Origin of the sequence: Tissierella simiarum (assembly GCF_018917865.1) — a bacterium.
GTDB classification, from domain to species: domain Bacteria; phylum Bacillota; class Clostridia; order Tissierellales; family Tissierellaceae; genus Tissierella_C; species Tissierella_C simiarum.
Genome location: NZ_JAHLPM010000001.1, coordinates 223,005 through 240,722, shown reverse-complemented (window position 1 = coordinate 240,722; position 17,718 = coordinate 223,005). Strand labels below are relative to the sequence as shown.

Here is a 17,718-nt window from a genome sequence, read left to right as displayed (position 1 = left end):
CTAATGTTAGCATTAGTCGAGAAGAAGTTTTTCTAAATTTTATAATTTTTCTGCCGTAGGATTTAAGTCTTCACCTAAAATTTTATTAATAGTCAGAAGTTTTTCTAATATTTGATTTAAATGATAGTTATAAACTATATCTATATTTTCTTTTTCTATATTTTCTCTACAAGGAATTATTTTAGGGTATAACTTCTCTAATATTGCTTTGTTTTCCCCATCTATATAAGGATACTTTTCTATTTGAGCTATAATACTTATATTATTATATATATTTTCAAACATAAATAACATCTGCTGAAATCCAAAGCATTCTTTAGTTTTACATAGATTTAGTTCAATATCTTGTCTTAAAGTAGTATAGTTATCTTCTAAAATTTTCATTTCTTTTTTTAGATCTACTAAGTCTACTTCTTTTTGTCTCCAAATTAAGTTGTCTATTATTATTCTGCTATCCATGTACATATGCCGGATAGAAGATTTGATTTTTTCTTCCATATTTGGTGGAAGTATAAAATAGTTTACTACCATACTTACTATAATTCCAATAAAAGTATCTATAATTCTAAAAATAGCATAGTTTAGCCTAGTATCTTCAGTATTGTTTAAAGTAATAGCTAAGAATACTATGCCAGAAATTTGAACAGATTTTTTCCAGCCAAGTAAATAACATAAATGAATAACAATAATAATACCAACGCCTATAAAAAACGGATTTTGGGGAAAAACTAGAGAAAATAATAATCCTATAAAAGCACCTAAAAATGTACCTAACATCCTATTTTTACCCATTATAAAGGATTCTGATACAGAGGATTGCATAGCTAATATGGCACCAATTCCAGCAAAAAAAGGACTTTTAGAGTGAATAAGAAAGGATAATGTAATACTTATTGCTACTGCAATGCCAGTTTTAATAGTTCGCATACCTATTTTAAATTGCATACCTTTTTTCATTTTTAAGACCCTTTCTGAATTGTATTTAATAACATTATACCAGCCTATTATAGGTAGTACAACTGAAATAAGAAGGTTTTGTATTAGTTGGAAAGATAATAGAAATAGACTATAATAATATAAATAGTAATAAAGAGGTGGAAATAAGAATGAATAAAAAAATATTTAAAATTGGACTTATAGCGATTCTTCTGGGCATTCTAGTATACCTTACTACTTATGTAAATATTTATGATAAGAACAGTTTGATGAACTTTATTACTTCCAAGGAAGTAAATACTAGTTTTTCTGCATTTTTCACAGTCTTTGCAACAATATTAATGGTATTTTTTGTACCTATTTCTTGGCTATCTGCTGCTGGAGCTTATTTTTTTGGAATGAAGAGTTATGGTAACATTATGATTAGTGGATTATTAGCTTCTACAATATCATTTTTTATATCTAAAATATTTAGAAAAGATGTAATGAAATGGATTAATAAAATTTATAATAGAAAAGAAAGAAAAATGGATTTAAATGAAGTATCTAACCTTATTGAGACCTATGGGAGAAACTACATATTTTTTCTAAGAAATACTCCCTTTATTCCGTTAGCTATATCCAATTATGCCGCAGGTATAACAAGTATTTCTTATAAGGATTATATTATAGGAACTCTATTTGGACTTATGCCAAATCAACTAATTTCAACTTATTTCTTTGTAAAAATTGCTAATATTAAAAAGGATTTTAAGGGTGTAATATTTGGAACTTTAATAAAAGGAGCTTATTTAACAGGAGTATATTTTTGTTATAGAAAAAGTAAATACAGGATTAAAGAATAGTTAAAAATAGTCGATATATTAATTAGAAATACATCGAAGGGGGTTTCCGAGGATGCCATTAGCTGCAATAACCAATGGTAGTATAACAAATGGCTTAAATACTACTAGAATTAATTCAACAATAAAGAGTGAAAATATGTATGGAGATGGAACTAATGATATAAATATCTCTGAAAAAAAGAAATATACAGAAGAAGAGATAATTAGTTCTATAGAAAAGGCAAATAAAAGTTTTATTGCTTATGATAGGAGATTTGAATTTTCAATTCATGAAAAAACTAGGGATATTATGGTAAAAGTTATAGATGTAGCTACAGATGAAGTTATAAGAGAAATCCCTCCAGAAAAGATATTAGATATGGTGTCAGCAATTTGGGAAGTAGTTGGAATTATGGTTGATGAAAGGGTGTAGGTGATTTTATGAATACTATGAGAATATCAGGTTTAGCATCAGGAATAGACACTGAAGAAATTATAAATAATTTAATGAAAGTTGAGAGACTAAAGGTTGATAGAGTATTTAGGGATAGACAGACTTTAGTTTGGCGTCAAGAAACATATAATTCTTTGAATAAAGATTTTGCAAACTTTATAATGAATACTAGAAAAAGTTTTGGTTTAACTCAAGTAACATATAAAGGTACTCTTTATCCTAATTCTTATAAAAATTTGACATGGGTTAAAAAAGCAACTTCTTCTAGAGAAGATATAGCAACAGTATCTAGTACATCTAAGGCGGTAAATGGAAACTTTCAGTTGGAAGTAAAAGAATTAGCAAAAGGTGCTACTTTTGTAAGTGGTGAAAAAATAGGAGAAAGTGAGACATTTGGTACAGAATTAGAGTTCGAGCTAATTGCTGGAAAAGACAAGAATGGCGACGATATTAAAAAATTAATAAAAGTAGAAAATAGTAAAGGTGTTACTATAAATGATATCGTTAATAAAATAAATGCGGCTAAAGTAGAAATGTTTGATGGAAAAATAGTAACAGATGGAAAAATAGTAGAAGATGGAGCTCCAAGAGAATTAACAGAAGAAGAAATGAAACAAGTAAAAGAGGTATCTTTAGGAGTGACAGCTTTTTATGATAAAGAAAATGAGAGGCTATTTTTACAAACTACAGAAACTGGGGATAAATCTAGAATAAATATAACTTCTAATAATAACGAATTTATGAATAAATTAAATATCCCTGCTGGAGGAGTAAAAGGTACTAATGCTAAAGTAGAATATAATGGAGTTGAATTACATTATTCATCAAATAATTTTAATATAAATGGTATAGATATAGAGATTAAGTCTAAAGGTATGACTACTATTAAAGTTGATACCGATGTAGATGGAATAATTGAAAAGGTTGAACAGTTTGTTGAAGAATACAATAAATTAGTAGATAAGACTAATAAACTTTTATCCGAAAAACAATATAGGGACTATTATCCTCTGACAAGTGAAGAAAAGAAGTCTATGGATAAAGATGATATAAAACTTTGGGAGGAAAAAGCTAAATCAGGGATTTTAAAAAGCGATACTATAGTTCAAAGAATCATGCAAAATACTAGAACTTCCATATACGAGAAAATAAATACTGATGGAATTTATAAGCATATAACAGAGATAGGAATAAGTACTGAGAAATATGTTAAAGGTAGTCTTGGTGGAAAATTGGTAATTGATGAAGATAAGTTAAAGAAAGCTATCTTAGAAGATCCGGAAAGTGTAATGGAGCTTTTATTTAAAGAAACTAAAGAAGTTAAGCAAGTCATAGATGGGGAAGAAAAAGTTAAAGTAGAAAAAGGCGGCTTAGTATCCAGAATTTATGATGAGATGATGGCGGGAATGGAAGAAATAGTAAATAAATCGGGAGTAGGAGATGACTCCGATTTGTATAGAAGTGTTAGACCTAATATGCTGCTAAATTTTGTTACAGAATTATCCAGTATTAGTTTATTAGATAAAGATGTTTTACAGATGAGTAGAAAACTTGATGATTTAGAAGCGATGCTTTTTAGAAAAGAGAGTGCTTATTATGCAAAGTTTACTGCTATGGAAAAAGCTATTAGTAGAATGAATAGTCAAGGTGCTTGGATAGGACAGCAATTTATGAGATAGGGAAGGGAGAAGAAAATGACATATAACGCTCTTAATCAGTACAAACAAAATGCAGTACTTACTGCTACTCCAGAAGAATTAACATTGATGCTCTATGATGGTGGAATCAAGTTTATGAATATAGGAAAGTATTCCATTGAAAATAAGGATTTAGAAAAAGCTCATTCCTCTTTAATAAGGGCCCAAGATATAATTATGGAGCTTAATGCTTCATTGAATATGGATTATCCTATATCCAACGACTTAAGGAGCTTATATGACTTTGTATTAGACAAGCTTATAGCTGCTAATATAAATAAGGACACTAAACCCATAGATGAGGCTTTAGAGGTAATGACAGATATGAGGGATACTTGGAAGGATGTTATGAAGCAAATAAAACAAAAAGTTTATCAAAATAAGTAGGTGAATAGATGGATAGCAGTATGATAGATACTATGGTAGCTCTATCTAAGGAGAAAAATGAGCTATTATTAGAAATTCTACAATTAACTAAACTACAAAAAGACTTAATAGAAAAAGAAGATATGGAAGAACTAAATTATGTTTTAGATAAAAAAGATAAGATAATGCTAGAAATAGATAAGATAGATGTATCTTTTTTAACTTTATATGGACAACTTAAAAGAGAAGAAAATATAGATAGTCTTGATGAAATAAACACGGATAAATATCCAAACTTAAAAGATTTAAAAGAAGTTGTTGCTGAAGTCACTTCAACTTTAATGAGTATATCTCTTTTAGATGAAAAAAATAATAAGTCTATTAGAGAAAGTTTAGAAAAAACTAAGTTAGAGCTTAGAAGAGTAAAAAAAGGTAAAATAGCATATAAAGGATATAATACTGAAGTTTCGGGAAGTATGTTAATCGATGAAAAAAAATAGAAAGGAATTCCTTTCTATTTTTTGTTTTGGCTGTATATACTGTTAATAAGAAATATATTCTGGGGATAAATAAAATGTAATATATATTCGGAAAATATGAAAAATTGTGGATAAATCAAGAGTATTGTAGTTGTCCACCATTTATCAAGAGTTTATACACATTAAAAAGTAGATTATTAACAGTTTTCCACAGTTTTATACACATAATCCACAGAAAGTTGCAAAAACTATCCACATAACATCCACAGTAGTTTGTTAACAATTTTTATATATTTTATTAAATTGAGGATTTTTAAAATAATAATGTTTATATAGTCCACTTAAGTGGGTATATTATATAATACAAATAGTATAAGCTTTTAGCTTATATGAAAGGAGCTGGGTTTATGAAGATGAATTATACTGGAAAAAATGTAGAGGTAACAGAAGCCTTAAAAGACGTAACTGAAAAGAAATTAGGTAAGTTAGATAAATATTTTCAAAAAGATGTAGAAGGTAATGTAACCTTTAGTGTTGAAAAAAATAGGAAAATAATTGAGGTAACCATAAACCTTCCTGGAACAATACTTAGAGCTGAAGAATCAAGTGATGATATGTATGCTTCTATAGATAAAGCTGTGGATATATTGGAAAGACAAATGAGAAAGCATAAAACAAAATTACAAAGAAGATATCAAAATGGTGAAACCATTAGGTTTGAAAACATAGCACCACTTCCTGTAGAGGAAGAAGGAGAAAAGTTAAAGGTTGTTAAAAGGAAAAAATTTGATCTTAAACCAATGTCTACAGAAGAAGCTGTTTTACAGATGGAATTATTAAGACATAATTTCTTTGTATTCATGAATGCAGACTCTGAGGAAATAAGTGTAATTTATAAGAGAAAAGATGGACATTATGGGTTGATAGAGCCAGAGTTTTAATAGTATAATTAAATATAGATGTGAAAATTGCAGGATATTCATCCTGCAATTTTTTATGATATCCTTTATGTTGTAAGGAATTCAAATAAATGATAAAATAAATAATGGTCTGAACTTTTTTTGAAAGGTGGTTAAATCAATGAAAGGCTTATTTGGAAAAGTTTTTGGTTCCTATAGTGATAGAGAATTGAAAAAAGTGACTCCATTTGTAGATAAAATTGAATCCTTAGATGGAGAAATGCAAAGCTTAACAGATGAACAGCTAAAAGGAAAGACAGTAGAATTTAAAGATAGATTAAATAAAGGTGAAACCCTTGATGATATTTTGCCTGAGGCTTTTGCAGTAGTTAGAGAAGCTTCTTCTAGAGTTCTTGGTAAGAAACATTTTAAAGTTCAGTTAATTGGAGGAGTAATACTTCATCAAGGTAGAATTTCTGAAATGAAAACAGGAGAAGGAAAAACATTAATGGCTACTCTTCCCGCTTATTTAAATGGACTTACAGGCAAAGGAGTTCATGTTGTAACAGTTAATGATTATCTAGCTAAGAGAGATAGACAATGGATGGGAAAAATTTATGAGTTCCTAGGTTTAACAGTAGGATGTATAGTTCATGGTTTAACTAGCGAGGAAAGAAAAGCAGCTTATAACTGTGATATAACTTATGGAACTAATAATGAATTTGGCTTTGATTATTTAAGAGATAATATGGTTATATATAAAGAAGAAATGGTTCAAAGAAAGCTCTATTATGCTATAGTAGACGAAGTAGACAGTATTCTAGTAGACGAAGCTAGAACTCCATTAATTATCTCAGGAATAGGAGATAAATCTACAAAGTTATATGAAGCTGCTGATAGTTTTGTAAGAACTTTAACTGGTAGAATAATCGACCCTAAAGAAGAAAAGATTGATGTCTTTAATAGAGAAATTAAGGAAGAAACAGTAGACTTTTTAATTGATGAAAAAGCAAAGTCTTGTACCTTGACTGAAAAAGGTACGGCAAAGGCGGAAAACTTCTTTGGCTTAGAAAACTTAGCTGATGTTAATAATATGGAAATAGCCCACCATATAAACCAAGCTCTAAAAGCAAGAAACATTATGAAAAGAGATATTGACTATGTAGTGAAAGATGGCGAAGTCCTTATAGTAGACGAATTTACTGGTAGATTAATGTATGGTAGAAGATATAGTGATGGTTTACATCAAGCCATAGAAGCTAAGGAAGCTTTAAATGTAAAGAGTGAGTCAAAGACTTTAGCAACTATAACATTTCAAAATTACTTTAGAATGTATGAAAAACTATCAGGGATGACAGGTACTGCTAAAACAGAAGAATCAGAGTTTAGAGAAATATATGGTATGGATGTCGTAGAAATTCCAACTAATAAACCAGTAGTTAGAGATGACTTACCAGATAGTGTATATAAAAACGAAGAAGCAAAGTTTAGAGCAGTAGTAAAAGAAATAAAGGAAAGACATGCTATAGGTCAACCTATATTAGTAGGTACTATATCTATTGAAAAGTCAGAGGTTTTAAGTAAGCTGCTTAAAAAAGAAGGAGTTCCTCATGAGGTATTAAATGCCAAATACCATGAAAGGGAAGCAGAAATAGTTGCACAAGCAGGTAGATTTGGTGCTGTAACTATAGCTACCAATATGGCTGGTAGAGGTACAGATATTGTTCTTGGGGGAAATCCAGAATTCTTATCTAAACTAGAGATGAAGAAGAAAGGATATTCTGATGAGATCTTAGGTTTAGTAGATAGCTTCTTTGAAATTGAGGATGAGGAAGTTTTAGAGGCAAGAAAGACTTATAAAGAATTATATGACAAGTACAAAGAAGATATAGATGTTGAAAACGAAAAGGTAGTTAAGGCAGGAGGACTTCATATAATTGGTACTGAAAGACATGAATCTAGACGTATTGATAACCAGCTAAGAGGTCGTTCTGGTAGACAAGGAGACCCTGGTTCTTCAAGATTCTTTATATCTTTAGAAGATGATTTAATGAGATTGTTTGGTGGAGAAAGGATTAAGGAAATAATAGATAACATAAATATGCCTGATGATGAGCCCTTAGAGCATAGACTTTTAACTAAATCTATAGAAAATGCTCAAAAAAAGGTAGAAGGCAACAACTTTGCTATTAGAAAGCATGTATTAAAGTATGATGATGTAATGAATAAACAGAGAGAAGTAATCTATGGAGAAAGAAGAAAGGTATTAGAGGGAGAAAACCTAAGGGATCATATTCAAGGAATGGCTGCTAGTTTAGTAGAATCTAATGTAGAGATGTATACAAGACAAAGCAAGTATCCTGAAGAATGGGATCTAGCTGGGTTAGAAAATTATTTAATTAATTTGTTCCAATTTAAAAAGGGATTCCTATCCTTTGACAATATAGAAAACTTAACTAAAGAAAGTTTAATAGAAAAAATCTTAGAGATGGTGGAAGATAAATATAAGGTTAAGGAAAAAGAATTTGGAGAAGACAATTTTAGAGAATTAGAAAGAGTGGTTCTTCTTCAGGTTGTAGATAGTAAATGGATGGATCACATAGATGCTATGGATCAGTTAAGGCAAGGAATTGGTCTAAGGGCATACGGGCAAGTAGATCCTGTTAGAGCGTATCAAATGGAAGGTTTTGATATGTTTGATGAAATGACTCATAGTATCTGGGAAGATACAGTGAAATTTTTATATCAGGTAGAAAATCCAGAAAAGGTTCAAAGAAAGAGAGTAGCAGAACCTATTTCCACTAATGCTGAAGAAACCAGCAAGCCTTTGGTTAAAGATAAAAAAGTAGGTAGAAATGATCCCTGTCCTTGTGGCAGTGGAAAAAAATATAAAAAATGTTGTGGAGCTAATGAATAGGGGGGATTAAATGGAGGAAATTTATTTAGACAAGGAAAAACTTCAGAATATTAAAGAGATGGTTAAAGAGCTGGGTGTTTCTCTTTGACATTGAAGGCTTAAGAGAAAAGGCTTTATCTTTAGAGAAAGAATCCTATGATGAGTCTTTTTGGAAAGATATAGACAAGGCTCAAAGAATAATGCAGGAAGTAAAGTCTTTAAACAATCAAGTTAAAGAATATGATGATTTAATGGAATCCATAGAAGATTTAGAAATTTTAATGGATTTAGCCATAGAAGAAGAAGCCTATGATATTTATAAGGAAATAAAAGAAAGTTTAAATAAGATATCTAGCGTAGCAGAAGAGTTTAAGTTATCAACTTTATTAAGTGGGGAATTTGATAAAAGTAATACTATACTTTCTATTCATTCAGGAGCAGGAGGGTTAGAAGCTCAAGACTGGGCTGAAATGCTTCTTAGAATGTATAGAAGATGGGCAGAACAAAAAGGCTTTCAAGTGGAAACTTTAGATATACTCCCTGATACAGAAGGAGGAATCAAAAGTGTAACCTTATTGATTAAGGGATTTAATTCTTACGGTTATCTGAAGTCTGAAAAAGGGGTACATCGTCTTATTAGAATTTCTCCTTTTGATTCATCGGGAAAAAGACATACTTCTTTTGCAAGTATAGATGTGTATCCAGAATTAAATGAAGACATGGACATTGAAATAAATCCATCAGACTTGAAAATAGACACATATAGGTCTAGTGGAGCTGGAGGTCAATATGTAAATACGACAGATTCCGCCGTTAGAATAACACATATTCCCACAGGCATTGTTGTTCAATGTCAAAGTGAAAGATCACAACATAGCAATAAGATTACAGCTATGAATATGCTTAAGGCAAAACTAGTTCAATTAAAAGAAGAAGAACAAAAAGAAAAAATTGAAGATTTACAAGGAAGCTACATTCAAATTGGATGGGGCTCTCAAATAAGATCTTATATATTTCATCCCTATAGTATGGTTAAAGATCATAGGACAAACATGGAAGTAGGAGATGTAGACAGGGTTATGGATGGAGATATAGATCCCTTTATTAATGAGTATTTGAAACAAAGAGCCCTTCTTTAAAAGAAGGGCTAATTTTTTTCAAAAATGGTAGGACTTTTGTAACATTTGTCGAATATTAAATTAGGGGATTTTGGTAATTAATTAGATATGGAGGTTATATATGGATATTTTAAAAATGCTTATAGATGAATTTAATCTAAAGCCCTTTCAAGTAAAAAACACTATTGAACTATTAGATGAAGGAAATACTATTCCTTTTATTGCTAGGTATAGAAAGGAACAGACTGGTGAGCTAAAGGATATAGTCTTGCGTGACTTATCCAATAGATTAACTTATTTAAGAAATTTAGAAGCGAGGCAAGAAGAAGTAATAAGGCTAATTGATGAGCAAAATAAATTAACAGAAGAATTAAGAACAGAAATATTAGCTTCTGAAAGCCTTCAAAGAATTGAGGACTTGTACAGACCTTTCAGACCAAAGAGAAGGACTAGAGCTACTATAGCTAAGGAAAAAGGCTTAGAAGGATTGGCAGAAATAATACTTAATCAAAATTTAAAGAAAGGAGAATTAGCAAAAGTTGTATCAACTTTTATTAACGAAGAAAAAGAGGTCAATAATGCAGAAGAAGCTTTAAATGGAGCCATGGATATAATTGCTGAAATCATTTCTGATAATCCAAACTACAGAGAAATTATTAAGAGGGTAGCCAATGATAGGGGATTAATAGTTGTAGAGGCTGTAAATAATGAAGAAAAATCTGTATATGAGATGTATTATGACTACAAAGAACCTATAAAAACTATTGCAAATCATAGAATATTAGCCATAAATAGGGGAGAAAAAGATAAAAAATTAAAGGTTGCCTTAAATATCTTAGATGAAGAATTGATAAATTTGCTAAAGGAAAAGGTTATCCTGGATAAAAATCTAGATACATCCGAATATTTAGAAAGATCTATAGAAGATAGCTATAAAAGATTGATATTTCCTTCAATAGAAAGAGAGATAAGAAATAATTTAACGGAAAGAGCTGAAGAAGAAGCTATAAAAGTTTTTGCACTAAATTTAAAACCCCTTCTACTACAACCTCCAATTAAGGGAAAAACAGTTATGGCCATAGACCCAGGATTTAGGACGGGATGTAAGGTGGCTGTAATAGACGATACAGGAAAGCTTTTGACATATACAACAGTTTATCCTACAGAACCTCAAAATCAAGTTGAAAAAACTAAAGATGAATTAAAGGAATTAATAAATAAATTTAATGTAGATATTATTGCAATAGGAAATGGAACTGCTTCTAGAGAGACAGAAATGGTAGTGGCAGAAATGATAGGAGAATTAAATAAAGATATTTCCTATATAATAGTTAGTGAAGCAGGGGCTTCAATTTATTCTGCTTCAGAAGTGGGAATTAAAGAGTTTCCTGATTTAGATGTATCTATAAGAGGAGCTGTATCTATAGGAAGGAGACTTCAAGATCCATTAGCAGAATTAGTTAAAATAGAACCTAAGTCTATTGGTGTGGGCCAATATCAGCATGACTTAAATCAAGGAAAACTTAATGAATCATTAACAGGTGTTGTGGAAGATTGTGTTAATAGTGTGGGAGTTGACTTAAATACTGCTAGTCCATCTTTATTAAAATATGTAGCTGGCATTTCAACAAGAGTAGCTGATAATATAATTAATCATAGGGAAGAGAAAGGAAAATTTAAAAATAGAAAAGAATTACTAAAAGTTAAAGGATTAGGAGAAAAAACCTTTATTCAGTGTGGAGGATTTTTGAGAATTCCAGAAGGTACTAATCCTCTAGATAATACAGGAGTCCATCCAGAATCTTATGATACAGCAGAAAAGTTACTGGAAATGGACTATTTAAGTGGGGATATAAAAAGTATATCAGAAGAATTAAACGTAGGCATACCTACATTACAAGATATAATTAATGAACTAAAAAAACCTGGTAGGGATCCAAGAGATGAAATGCCAAAACCTATATTAAGACAAGATGTATTAAAAATAGAAGATTTAAAAAAAGATATGGTGCTAATGGGGACTATTAGAAACGTAGTTGATTTTGGAGCATTTGTAGATATTGGTGTAAAAGAAGATGGGCTGGTACATATATCTTGTCTATCTAAGGGGTTTATTAGACATCCTAAGGAAGTCGTTAAAGTAGGGGATATAGTTAAAGTTAAAATACTAGATGTAGATATGGAGAGGGGTCGAATTTCCCTTAGCATGAAGGATATCTAAATTATCAGAGGTGGCTTAGTATTCGGGTGGAGTTAAAGCTCCACTTGAACTTAGTCTTACTTTATAGTGGGGGGCATGCAAGGTGTGGAAGTCGATAGATGATTTTGAAAAGGAACTAAAAAGAATTGAATATTTAAGAAATATGGGTGAATTAATGGAAGGAGTAACCCATGATCTCAATAATCTACTTACAACTATTTCTGGGTTATCACAACTATCTTTATTAAAAGATGCTTCTGTTGAAGTAAAGAATAATTTGAGAATCATAAATCAAACTGCCCTAGATGGAAAAACTGTAATAGATAAAATTCATAACTATATTAGAGGAAGCTATAACTCTAAAAAAGATTATCATTATTTTGATGATATTGTGATAAGTAGTTTAGCTATGGCGAAACACAGGTTTAAAACCATAAACACATTGGAGAAACACAATGTTTGCTTAGAAACCGATCTAAATTGTAATGGAATAATTTATTGTAATGAATATGAGATTAGACAAGGAATATTAAACATAATATTAAATGGAATAGATGCCATAGAAGGAAAAGATGGAATCTTAATAGTTAGAACTTATAATGAAGATAATTGTGCAGTTGTTGAAATATCAGATAATGGTGTAGGCATAGATGAAGAAACTATGGAAAAGTTATTTGAACCATACTTTACCACAAAGGGTTCTAAAGGAACTGGTCTGGGGTTAAATATTGTGAAAAATATATTGAGAGATCATTCTGCTGAAATAAGCGTAGAGAGTAAAGTAGGAGAAGGAACAACTTTTAAAACTAAATTTACTATAGTTGAAAACATACATGTTGATGAAGATAAAAAGAAAGGATATAATATTGTTTAGAGTAACGAAATATTAAGGGGGGAATTTTTTATGGTATTTATTAAAAATGGAACCGTATATACTATGGCAGGAGAAATCATTGAAAATGGATCTATACTTATAAAAGATGGTAAAATAATTGAAGTAGGTAAGGATTTAGTTGCACCTTTAGATGCACAAGTAATTGATGCAGAAGGGAAAATGGTAACTCCTGGTTTTATTGATGCACATTGTCACTTAGGTATGTGGGAAGAAGGCATGGGATTTGAAGGAAGCGACGGGAATGAAATGGTTGATCCTGTAACCCCTCATTTAAGAGCTATAGATGCTATAAATCCAATGGATATATCCTTTGAAGAAGCATATGTTGGAGGAGTAACTACGGCTGTTACAGGACCAGGTAGTGCCAATGTAGTAGGAGGTACTTTTGTAGCTGTTAAAACTTATGGTAAGAGAATAGATGACATGATTATTAAAGATCCAATTGCTATGAAAATTGCTTTTGGAGAAAATCCTAAGAGAGTATATGAAAGCCAAAAAAAATCTCCTATGACTAGAATGGCAACTGCAGCTATATTAAGAGAAACTTTATTTAAAGCAAAAACTTATATGGAGAAAAAGGAAAAAGCAGAAGATCCATCAAAAATGCCTGATTATGATATGAAGATGGAAGCAATGATAAAAGTACTTAAAAAAGAAATTCCTTTAAAAGCTCATGCCCATAGAGCAGATGATATATTTACTGCTTTAAGAATTGCTAAAGAATTTGATGTAGACATTACTTTAGAACATTGTACTGAAGGACATTTAATAGCAGATTATTTGGCTAAGGAAGGTAAAGGGGCTATAGTTGGACCAACTCTATCCAACAGATCAAAGGTTGAGTTAAGAAACCTTACTTTTGATACACCAAGAGTACTTCATGAGGCTGGAGTTAAAATAGCTATAATGACCGACTCCCCAGTAATACCACTTCAATATTTACCAATATGTGCAGGACTTGCACATAGATCTGGTTTAGATGAAATGGAAGCGTTAAAGGCAATTACCATAAATCCTGCTGAGATTGTAGGCATTGCTGATAGAGTAGGAAGTATTGAAGTAGGCAAGGATGCAGATATAGTAATATTTGATGGTAATCCAATTAAAGATATAGATTGTAAAACTTATGCTACTATCATCAATGGAGAGATAGTTTACAAAAAATTCTAATTATTTGACATGTATTAAGAAGAGTAATATAATATATTATGAATAATAAGATATATCTTCAGGGGGAGGTGCAATTCCTCACCGGCGGTAAAGCCCGCGAGCCAATATAAAATTTGGTTGACTTGGTTAGATTCCAAGGCCGACAGTTAAAGTCTGGATGGAAGAAGATGTAGTATAATTTATGACTATTTTTGTACCCCGAAGATTCTTCTTCGGGGTTTTTTAAATCCCTGAAGAAAATAAAAAATGGAGGGATTTTTTATGTACACATTAAACAAAGAATCATGGAATACAAGAACTATGGTTAAAGTTTCAGTGTTGGGAGTTATTGGATTCATACTTATGCTATTCGATTTTCCCCTATGGTTTGCACCACCTTTTTTAAAGTTTGATATTTCAGATTTACCTTCTTTGATTGGTGCTTTTTCTTTAGGACCTATGGCAGGAGTATTGGTTCAGTTGCTTAAAAATATTTTAAACGTAGTAATAGAAGGCTCGACTACTATGATAGTAGGAGAATTTTCTAATTTTGTAGTAGGAAGTATATTTGCATATATAGCAGGATATATCTATTATAAAGATAAAAATTTTAAGAATGCTTTAATTGGATTAATAGTAGGAACTTTTGCAATGACTGCTTTAATTTCGGTTATAAACTATTTTTTCATGATTCCTTTTTATGCAAAACTATTTGGAATGTCTATAGAGAAAATAGTAGATATGGGAAATGCCGTTAATAAAAGGGTTGTAGATTTTAAATCTTTAATCATATATGCTATAGTCCCATTTAATTTATTAAAAGGGCTAGTAGTATCTTTAGTAACTATACTAATATATAAAAAAATATCACCAATACTTCATAGATAAATAATAAAAGGATTTTCTATAAAGCTATTATAGAAAATCCTTTTGTTTTATATTAGCTCTTTTATAATTTTTAATAGAAAAAGTATATTAGGATAAAATCTAAATAATATTAAAATAATCAATGAAGGATTAATAATGTAGCGTAAAAAACACGTAAGTGCTATAATATTAGGGAGTTTTATAAATAGGAAGGTTGAGTTTATGCTGGAAATAAGATTAAAAGGATTAGAAGAAACCGAAAAATTTGGTATTAAATTAGGAGAAGTTTTACAGAGTGGGGATATAGTTTGTCTTAATGGAGAATTAGGTGCTGGAAAGACCACTCTTACTAAATCTATAGGAAAAGGATTAGGGGTAGAAGAATATATAACTAGCCCGACTTTTGCTCTAATAAATGAATATGAGGGAAGAGTAAGGGTTTATCATTTTGATGTATATAGATTGGAAAATGTAGATGAATTATATGACCTAGGGTTTGATGAATATTTTTATGGAAATGGGGTTTCCATAGTAGAATGGGCAGAAAAGATAGAAAAGCTACTTCCTAAGGAAAGAATTATAATTAATATAGATAAAGGCAAAACTCTAGATGAAAGGATAATAGTTATAACTGGTGAAGGAAATAGGTATAAAGAAATAATTAAGGAGTTGAATATAGATTGAAAGTATTGGCTTTAGATACATCCACTATGATGGCAACTTGTGCAGTCTTAGATGAAAATAGAGTTTTGGGGGAGTATTCTTTAAATCAGGATATGACCCATTCTGAAAAATTAGTTCCTATGATAAGGGAAGTTCTTTATAGCTTAAACTTAAAAGTAGAAGATATAGACCTATATGGTGCAGCTATTGGACCTGGTTCTTTTACTGGACTTAGAATTGGGATAGCAACTATTAAAGGTTTTGCTCATTTATTTGAGAAACCAATAGTTGGCGTATCTACGTTAGAAGGATTAGCCTATAATTTACCTTGCAGCAAAATAATAGTTCCCATGATTGATGCCAGGAGAGATAGAGTATATACAGGTATATATGGTTCGGAAAAGAAAAATATTAAAACTATAATGAAGCCTACAGTTCTAGATATTAATGAATTACTCAGTATATTGAATGATTCTTATGAAGAAATAGTAGTAAATGGAGATGGATCTCTTCTACATAGAGATATTATAAATGAAACTTTGAAGGAGAAAGTTATATTTTCTACTATAGGTCAAAATATGTGTAGAGCTGTTAGTATTGGTGAATTAGCAATAAAGAAATATAGAGAAGGGAATATTGATAATTATTACAGCTTAATTCCAGATTATTTAAGAGAATCTCAGGCACAACGTGAATTAGATGAAAAGAGGCGAAAATAAATATGGATATTATCATTCGAGAAATGAGAGAAAAGGACTTAGACAGGATAATGGAAATAGAAGAAAGTGTATTTACTACTCCTTGGTCTAGAGAAGCCTTTTTACTTGAAATGACTCGGAATCTACTTGCAAAATATATTGTAGCAGAAATAGATAATAAGATTATAGGCTATGGAGGAATATGGTTAATAATTGATGAAGGTCATATTACCAATATAGCTGTTGATGAAGAATATAGAGGATTGGGAGCAGGAAAGAGATTAATAGAAGGTCTTATAAACTTGTGTAGTGATAGAGGTATAAGAGCTATGACCTTAGAGGTAAGAAAAAGCAATTTAATTGCTCAAAGATTATATGAGCAATATGGATTTATAAAGTCTGGTATTAGGCCTAGGTATTATTCTGATGACAATGAAGATGCAGTCATTATGTGGAAGAGCATAGAAGTATGATAAGAGGTGATAAAAATGTTAACATTAGCAATAGAAACTTCCTGTGATGAAACTTCTTGTGCTGTAGTCAAGGATGGAAGAGAAGTTTTATCTAATATTATCTCCTCCCAAATAGAAATTCATCGTAAATTTGGAGGAGTAGTTCCAGAAGTAGCTTCAAGAAAACATATAGAAAATATAAATCAAATAATAGGGCAGGCTTTAGATGAAGCTAATGTAACCTTTAAGGATATAGATTTAGTTGGAGTGACTCAAGGCCCAGGTTTAGTGGGAGCTTTGTTAGTAGGCATATCTACAGCAAAAGCAATAGCTTTTGGCTTAGACTTGCCTATTATTGGAGTAAACCATATACAAGGTCATGTTTGCGCTAATTATATAGAACATAAAAACCTGGAGCCTCCTTTTACCTGTTTAATAGTATCTGGAGGACATACCTATTTAGTACAAGCTAATAGTTATACGGATTATGAATTAATAGGGAGAACTCGAGATGATGCTGCAGGGGAAGCTTTTGATAAAGTAGCTAGAGCTTTAGGTCTTTCTTATCCAGGAGGTCCTTTGATAGATAAATTAGCTAAGGTTGGTAATAAGGAAGCTATCTATTTTCCAAGGGTATTTTTAGAAGATAGTAGTTATGATTTTAGTTTTAGTGGATTAAAGACCGCAGTTCTTAACTATTTAAATCAAGCAAATCAAAAAGGTGAAGACATAGTAGTAGAAGATGTGGCTGCTAGTTTTCAACAAGCTGTTTTAGATGTTCTTGTTGAAAAAGCTTTTAGATTAGCTAAAGAAAAAGGCTCTGATAAAATAGTCATAGCTGGAGGTGTTGCAGCTAATGAGGGATTGAGAAGTTTAATGGAAAGTAGGGAAAAAGAAGAAGGAATAGATATTCTTTATCCTTCAAAAGTATTGTGTACAGACAATGCTGCTATGATAGGATCGGCTGCATATTTTAACTATATTGAAGGTAAGGAGTCAGATCTTTATCTTAATGTGATTCCAAATTTAGACTTTAAGTAATAATCTTCAACATGATTTTTCACATATTGTCCACATATTTATGCTGGTTTACCATAAAAATATGTGGACAATGTGGAAAGATAG

The 17,718-nt window shown here is 30.7% G+C and carries 17 protein-coding genes and 1 riboswitch; of the genes, 16 read left to right on the top strand and 1 reads right to left on the bottom strand.

Annotated features, from left to right (window positions below):
- Positions 1–39: 39 nt before the first annotated feature.
- Positions 40–957: an FUSC family protein gene (locus KQI42_RS01205; RefSeq protein ID WP_216515939.1), complete on the bottom strand. Its 918-nt coding sequence runs from the start codon at positions 955–957 to the stop codon at positions 40–42.
- 149 nt (positions 958–1,106) lie between these two features.
- Here KQI42_RS01205 and KQI42_RS01200 point away from each other — a divergent pair, with 149 nt between their 5' ends.
- The 16 genes from KQI42_RS01200 to tsaD all read left to right on the top strand — a co-directional run bounded on the left by KQI42_RS01200 (position 1,107) and on the right by tsaD (position 17,634).
- Positions 1,107–1,781 (top strand): TVP38/TMEM64 family protein, encoded by a 675-nt coding sequence (locus tag KQI42_RS01200; protein ID WP_216515937.1) that lies wholly within the window; start codon positions 1,107–1,109, stop codon positions 1,779–1,781.
- A gap of 52 nt (positions 1,782–1,833) precedes the next feature.
- The gene (locus tag KQI42_RS01195; protein WP_216515935.1) at positions 1,834–2,193 is read left to right on the top strand and encodes a flagellar protein FlaG; all 360 of its coding nucleotides are present in this window, start codon (positions 1,834–1,836) and stop codon (positions 2,191–2,193) included.
- Between the two features lie 8 nt (positions 2,194–2,201).
- Positions 2,202–3,893 carry a flagellar filament capping protein FliD gene (gene fliD, locus KQI42_RS01190; protein WP_216515933.1) on the top strand — a complete coding sequence of 564 codons (1,692 nt, stop codon included), beginning with the start codon at positions 2,202–2,204 and terminating at the stop codon, positions 3,891–3,893.
- Positions 3,894–3,908: 15 nt separating this feature from the next.
- Positions 3,909–4,298 carry a flagellar export chaperone FliS gene (gene fliS / locus KQI42_RS01185; protein WP_216515931.1) on the top strand — a complete coding sequence of 130 codons (390 nt, stop codon included), beginning with the start codon at positions 3,909–3,911 and terminating at the stop codon, positions 4,296–4,298.
- 8 nt (positions 4,299–4,306) lie between these two features.
- Entirely contained in the window at positions 4,307–4,777 is a 471-nt protein-coding gene (flgN, locus tag KQI42_RS01180; RefSeq protein WP_216515930.1) for a flagellar export chaperone FlgN, read from the top strand.
- A 386-nt stretch (positions 4,778–5,163) separates the two neighbouring features.
- Entirely contained in the window at positions 5,164–5,697 is a 534-nt protein-coding gene (hpf, locus tag KQI42_RS01175) for a ribosome hibernation-promoting factor, HPF/YfiA family (RefSeq protein ID WP_216515929.1), read from the top strand.
- A gap of 139 nt (positions 5,698–5,836) precedes the next feature.
- Positions 5,837–8,572, top strand: coding sequence for a preprotein translocase subunit SecA (gene secA, locus KQI42_RS01170; RefSeq protein WP_216515928.1), 2,736 nt, complete (start codon positions 5,837–5,839; stop codon positions 8,570–8,572).
- 10 nt (positions 8,573–8,582) lie between these two features.
- Positions 8,583–9,690, top strand: a protein-coding gene (gene prfB / locus KQI42_RS01165) for a peptide chain release factor 2 (protein WP_216515927.1) whose coding sequence is annotated in 2 segments (ribosomal slippage) — positions 8,583–8,657 and positions 8,659–9,690 — 1,107 coding nt in all. Because the reading frame shifts where the segments join, the coding sequence is not laid out codon by codon here.
- Positions 9,691–9,790: 100 nt separating this feature from the next.
- The gene (locus tag KQI42_RS01160; RefSeq protein ID WP_216515926.1) at positions 9,791–11,890 is read left to right on the top strand and encodes a Tex family protein; all 2,100 of its coding nucleotides are present in this window, start codon (positions 9,791–9,793) and stop codon (positions 11,888–11,890) included.
- Positions 11,891–11,972: 82 nt separating this feature from the next.
- Positions 11,973–12,743, top strand: a complete 771-nt coding sequence (locus KQI42_RS01155) for a sensor histidine kinase (RefSeq protein WP_216515924.1) — start codon at positions 11,973–11,975, stop codon at positions 12,741–12,743.
- A 30-nt stretch (positions 12,744–12,773) separates the two neighbouring features.
- Entirely contained in the window at positions 12,774–13,934 is a 1,161-nt protein-coding gene (locus tag KQI42_RS01150; protein WP_216515923.1) for an amidohydrolase, read from the top strand.
- A gap of 50 nt (positions 13,935–13,984) precedes the next feature.
- A riboswitch (FMN riboswitch) is annotated at positions 13,985–14,107 on the top strand.
- A gap of 88 nt (positions 14,108–14,195) precedes the next feature.
- Positions 14,196–14,801, top strand: a complete 606-nt coding sequence (locus KQI42_RS01145) for an ECF transporter S component (RefSeq protein WP_216515922.1) — start codon at positions 14,196–14,198, stop codon at positions 14,799–14,801.
- A 201-nt stretch (positions 14,802–15,002) separates the two neighbouring features.
- A complete protein-coding gene (gene tsaE, locus KQI42_RS01140; RefSeq protein WP_216515921.1) occupies positions 15,003–15,464 on the top strand; it encodes a tRNA (adenosine(37)-N6)-threonylcarbamoyltransferase complex ATPase subunit type 1 TsaE in 462 nt (153 codons plus the stop codon).
- The gene (gene tsaB, locus KQI42_RS01135; RefSeq protein ID WP_216515920.1) at positions 15,461–16,162 is read left to right on the top strand and encodes a tRNA (adenosine(37)-N6)-threonylcarbamoyltransferase complex dimerization subunit type 1 TsaB; all 702 of its coding nucleotides are present in this window, start codon (positions 15,461–15,463) and stop codon (positions 16,160–16,162) included. The genes tsaE and tsaB overlap by 4 nt, the downstream gene beginning before the upstream one ends.
- A 2-nt stretch (positions 16,163–16,164) precedes the next feature.
- Positions 16,165–16,614 carry a ribosomal protein S18-alanine N-acetyltransferase gene (gene rimI, locus KQI42_RS20800; protein WP_246565994.1) on the top strand — a complete coding sequence of 150 codons (450 nt, stop codon included), beginning with the start codon at positions 16,165–16,167 and terminating at the stop codon, positions 16,612–16,614.
- A gap of 15 nt (positions 16,615–16,629) precedes the next feature.
- Positions 16,630–17,634, top strand: coding sequence for a tRNA (adenosine(37)-N6)-threonylcarbamoyltransferase complex transferase subunit TsaD (gene tsaD / locus KQI42_RS01130; RefSeq protein ID WP_246565993.1), 1,005 nt, complete (start codon positions 16,630–16,632; stop codon positions 17,632–17,634).
- Positions 17,635–17,718: the final 84 nt, after the last annotated feature.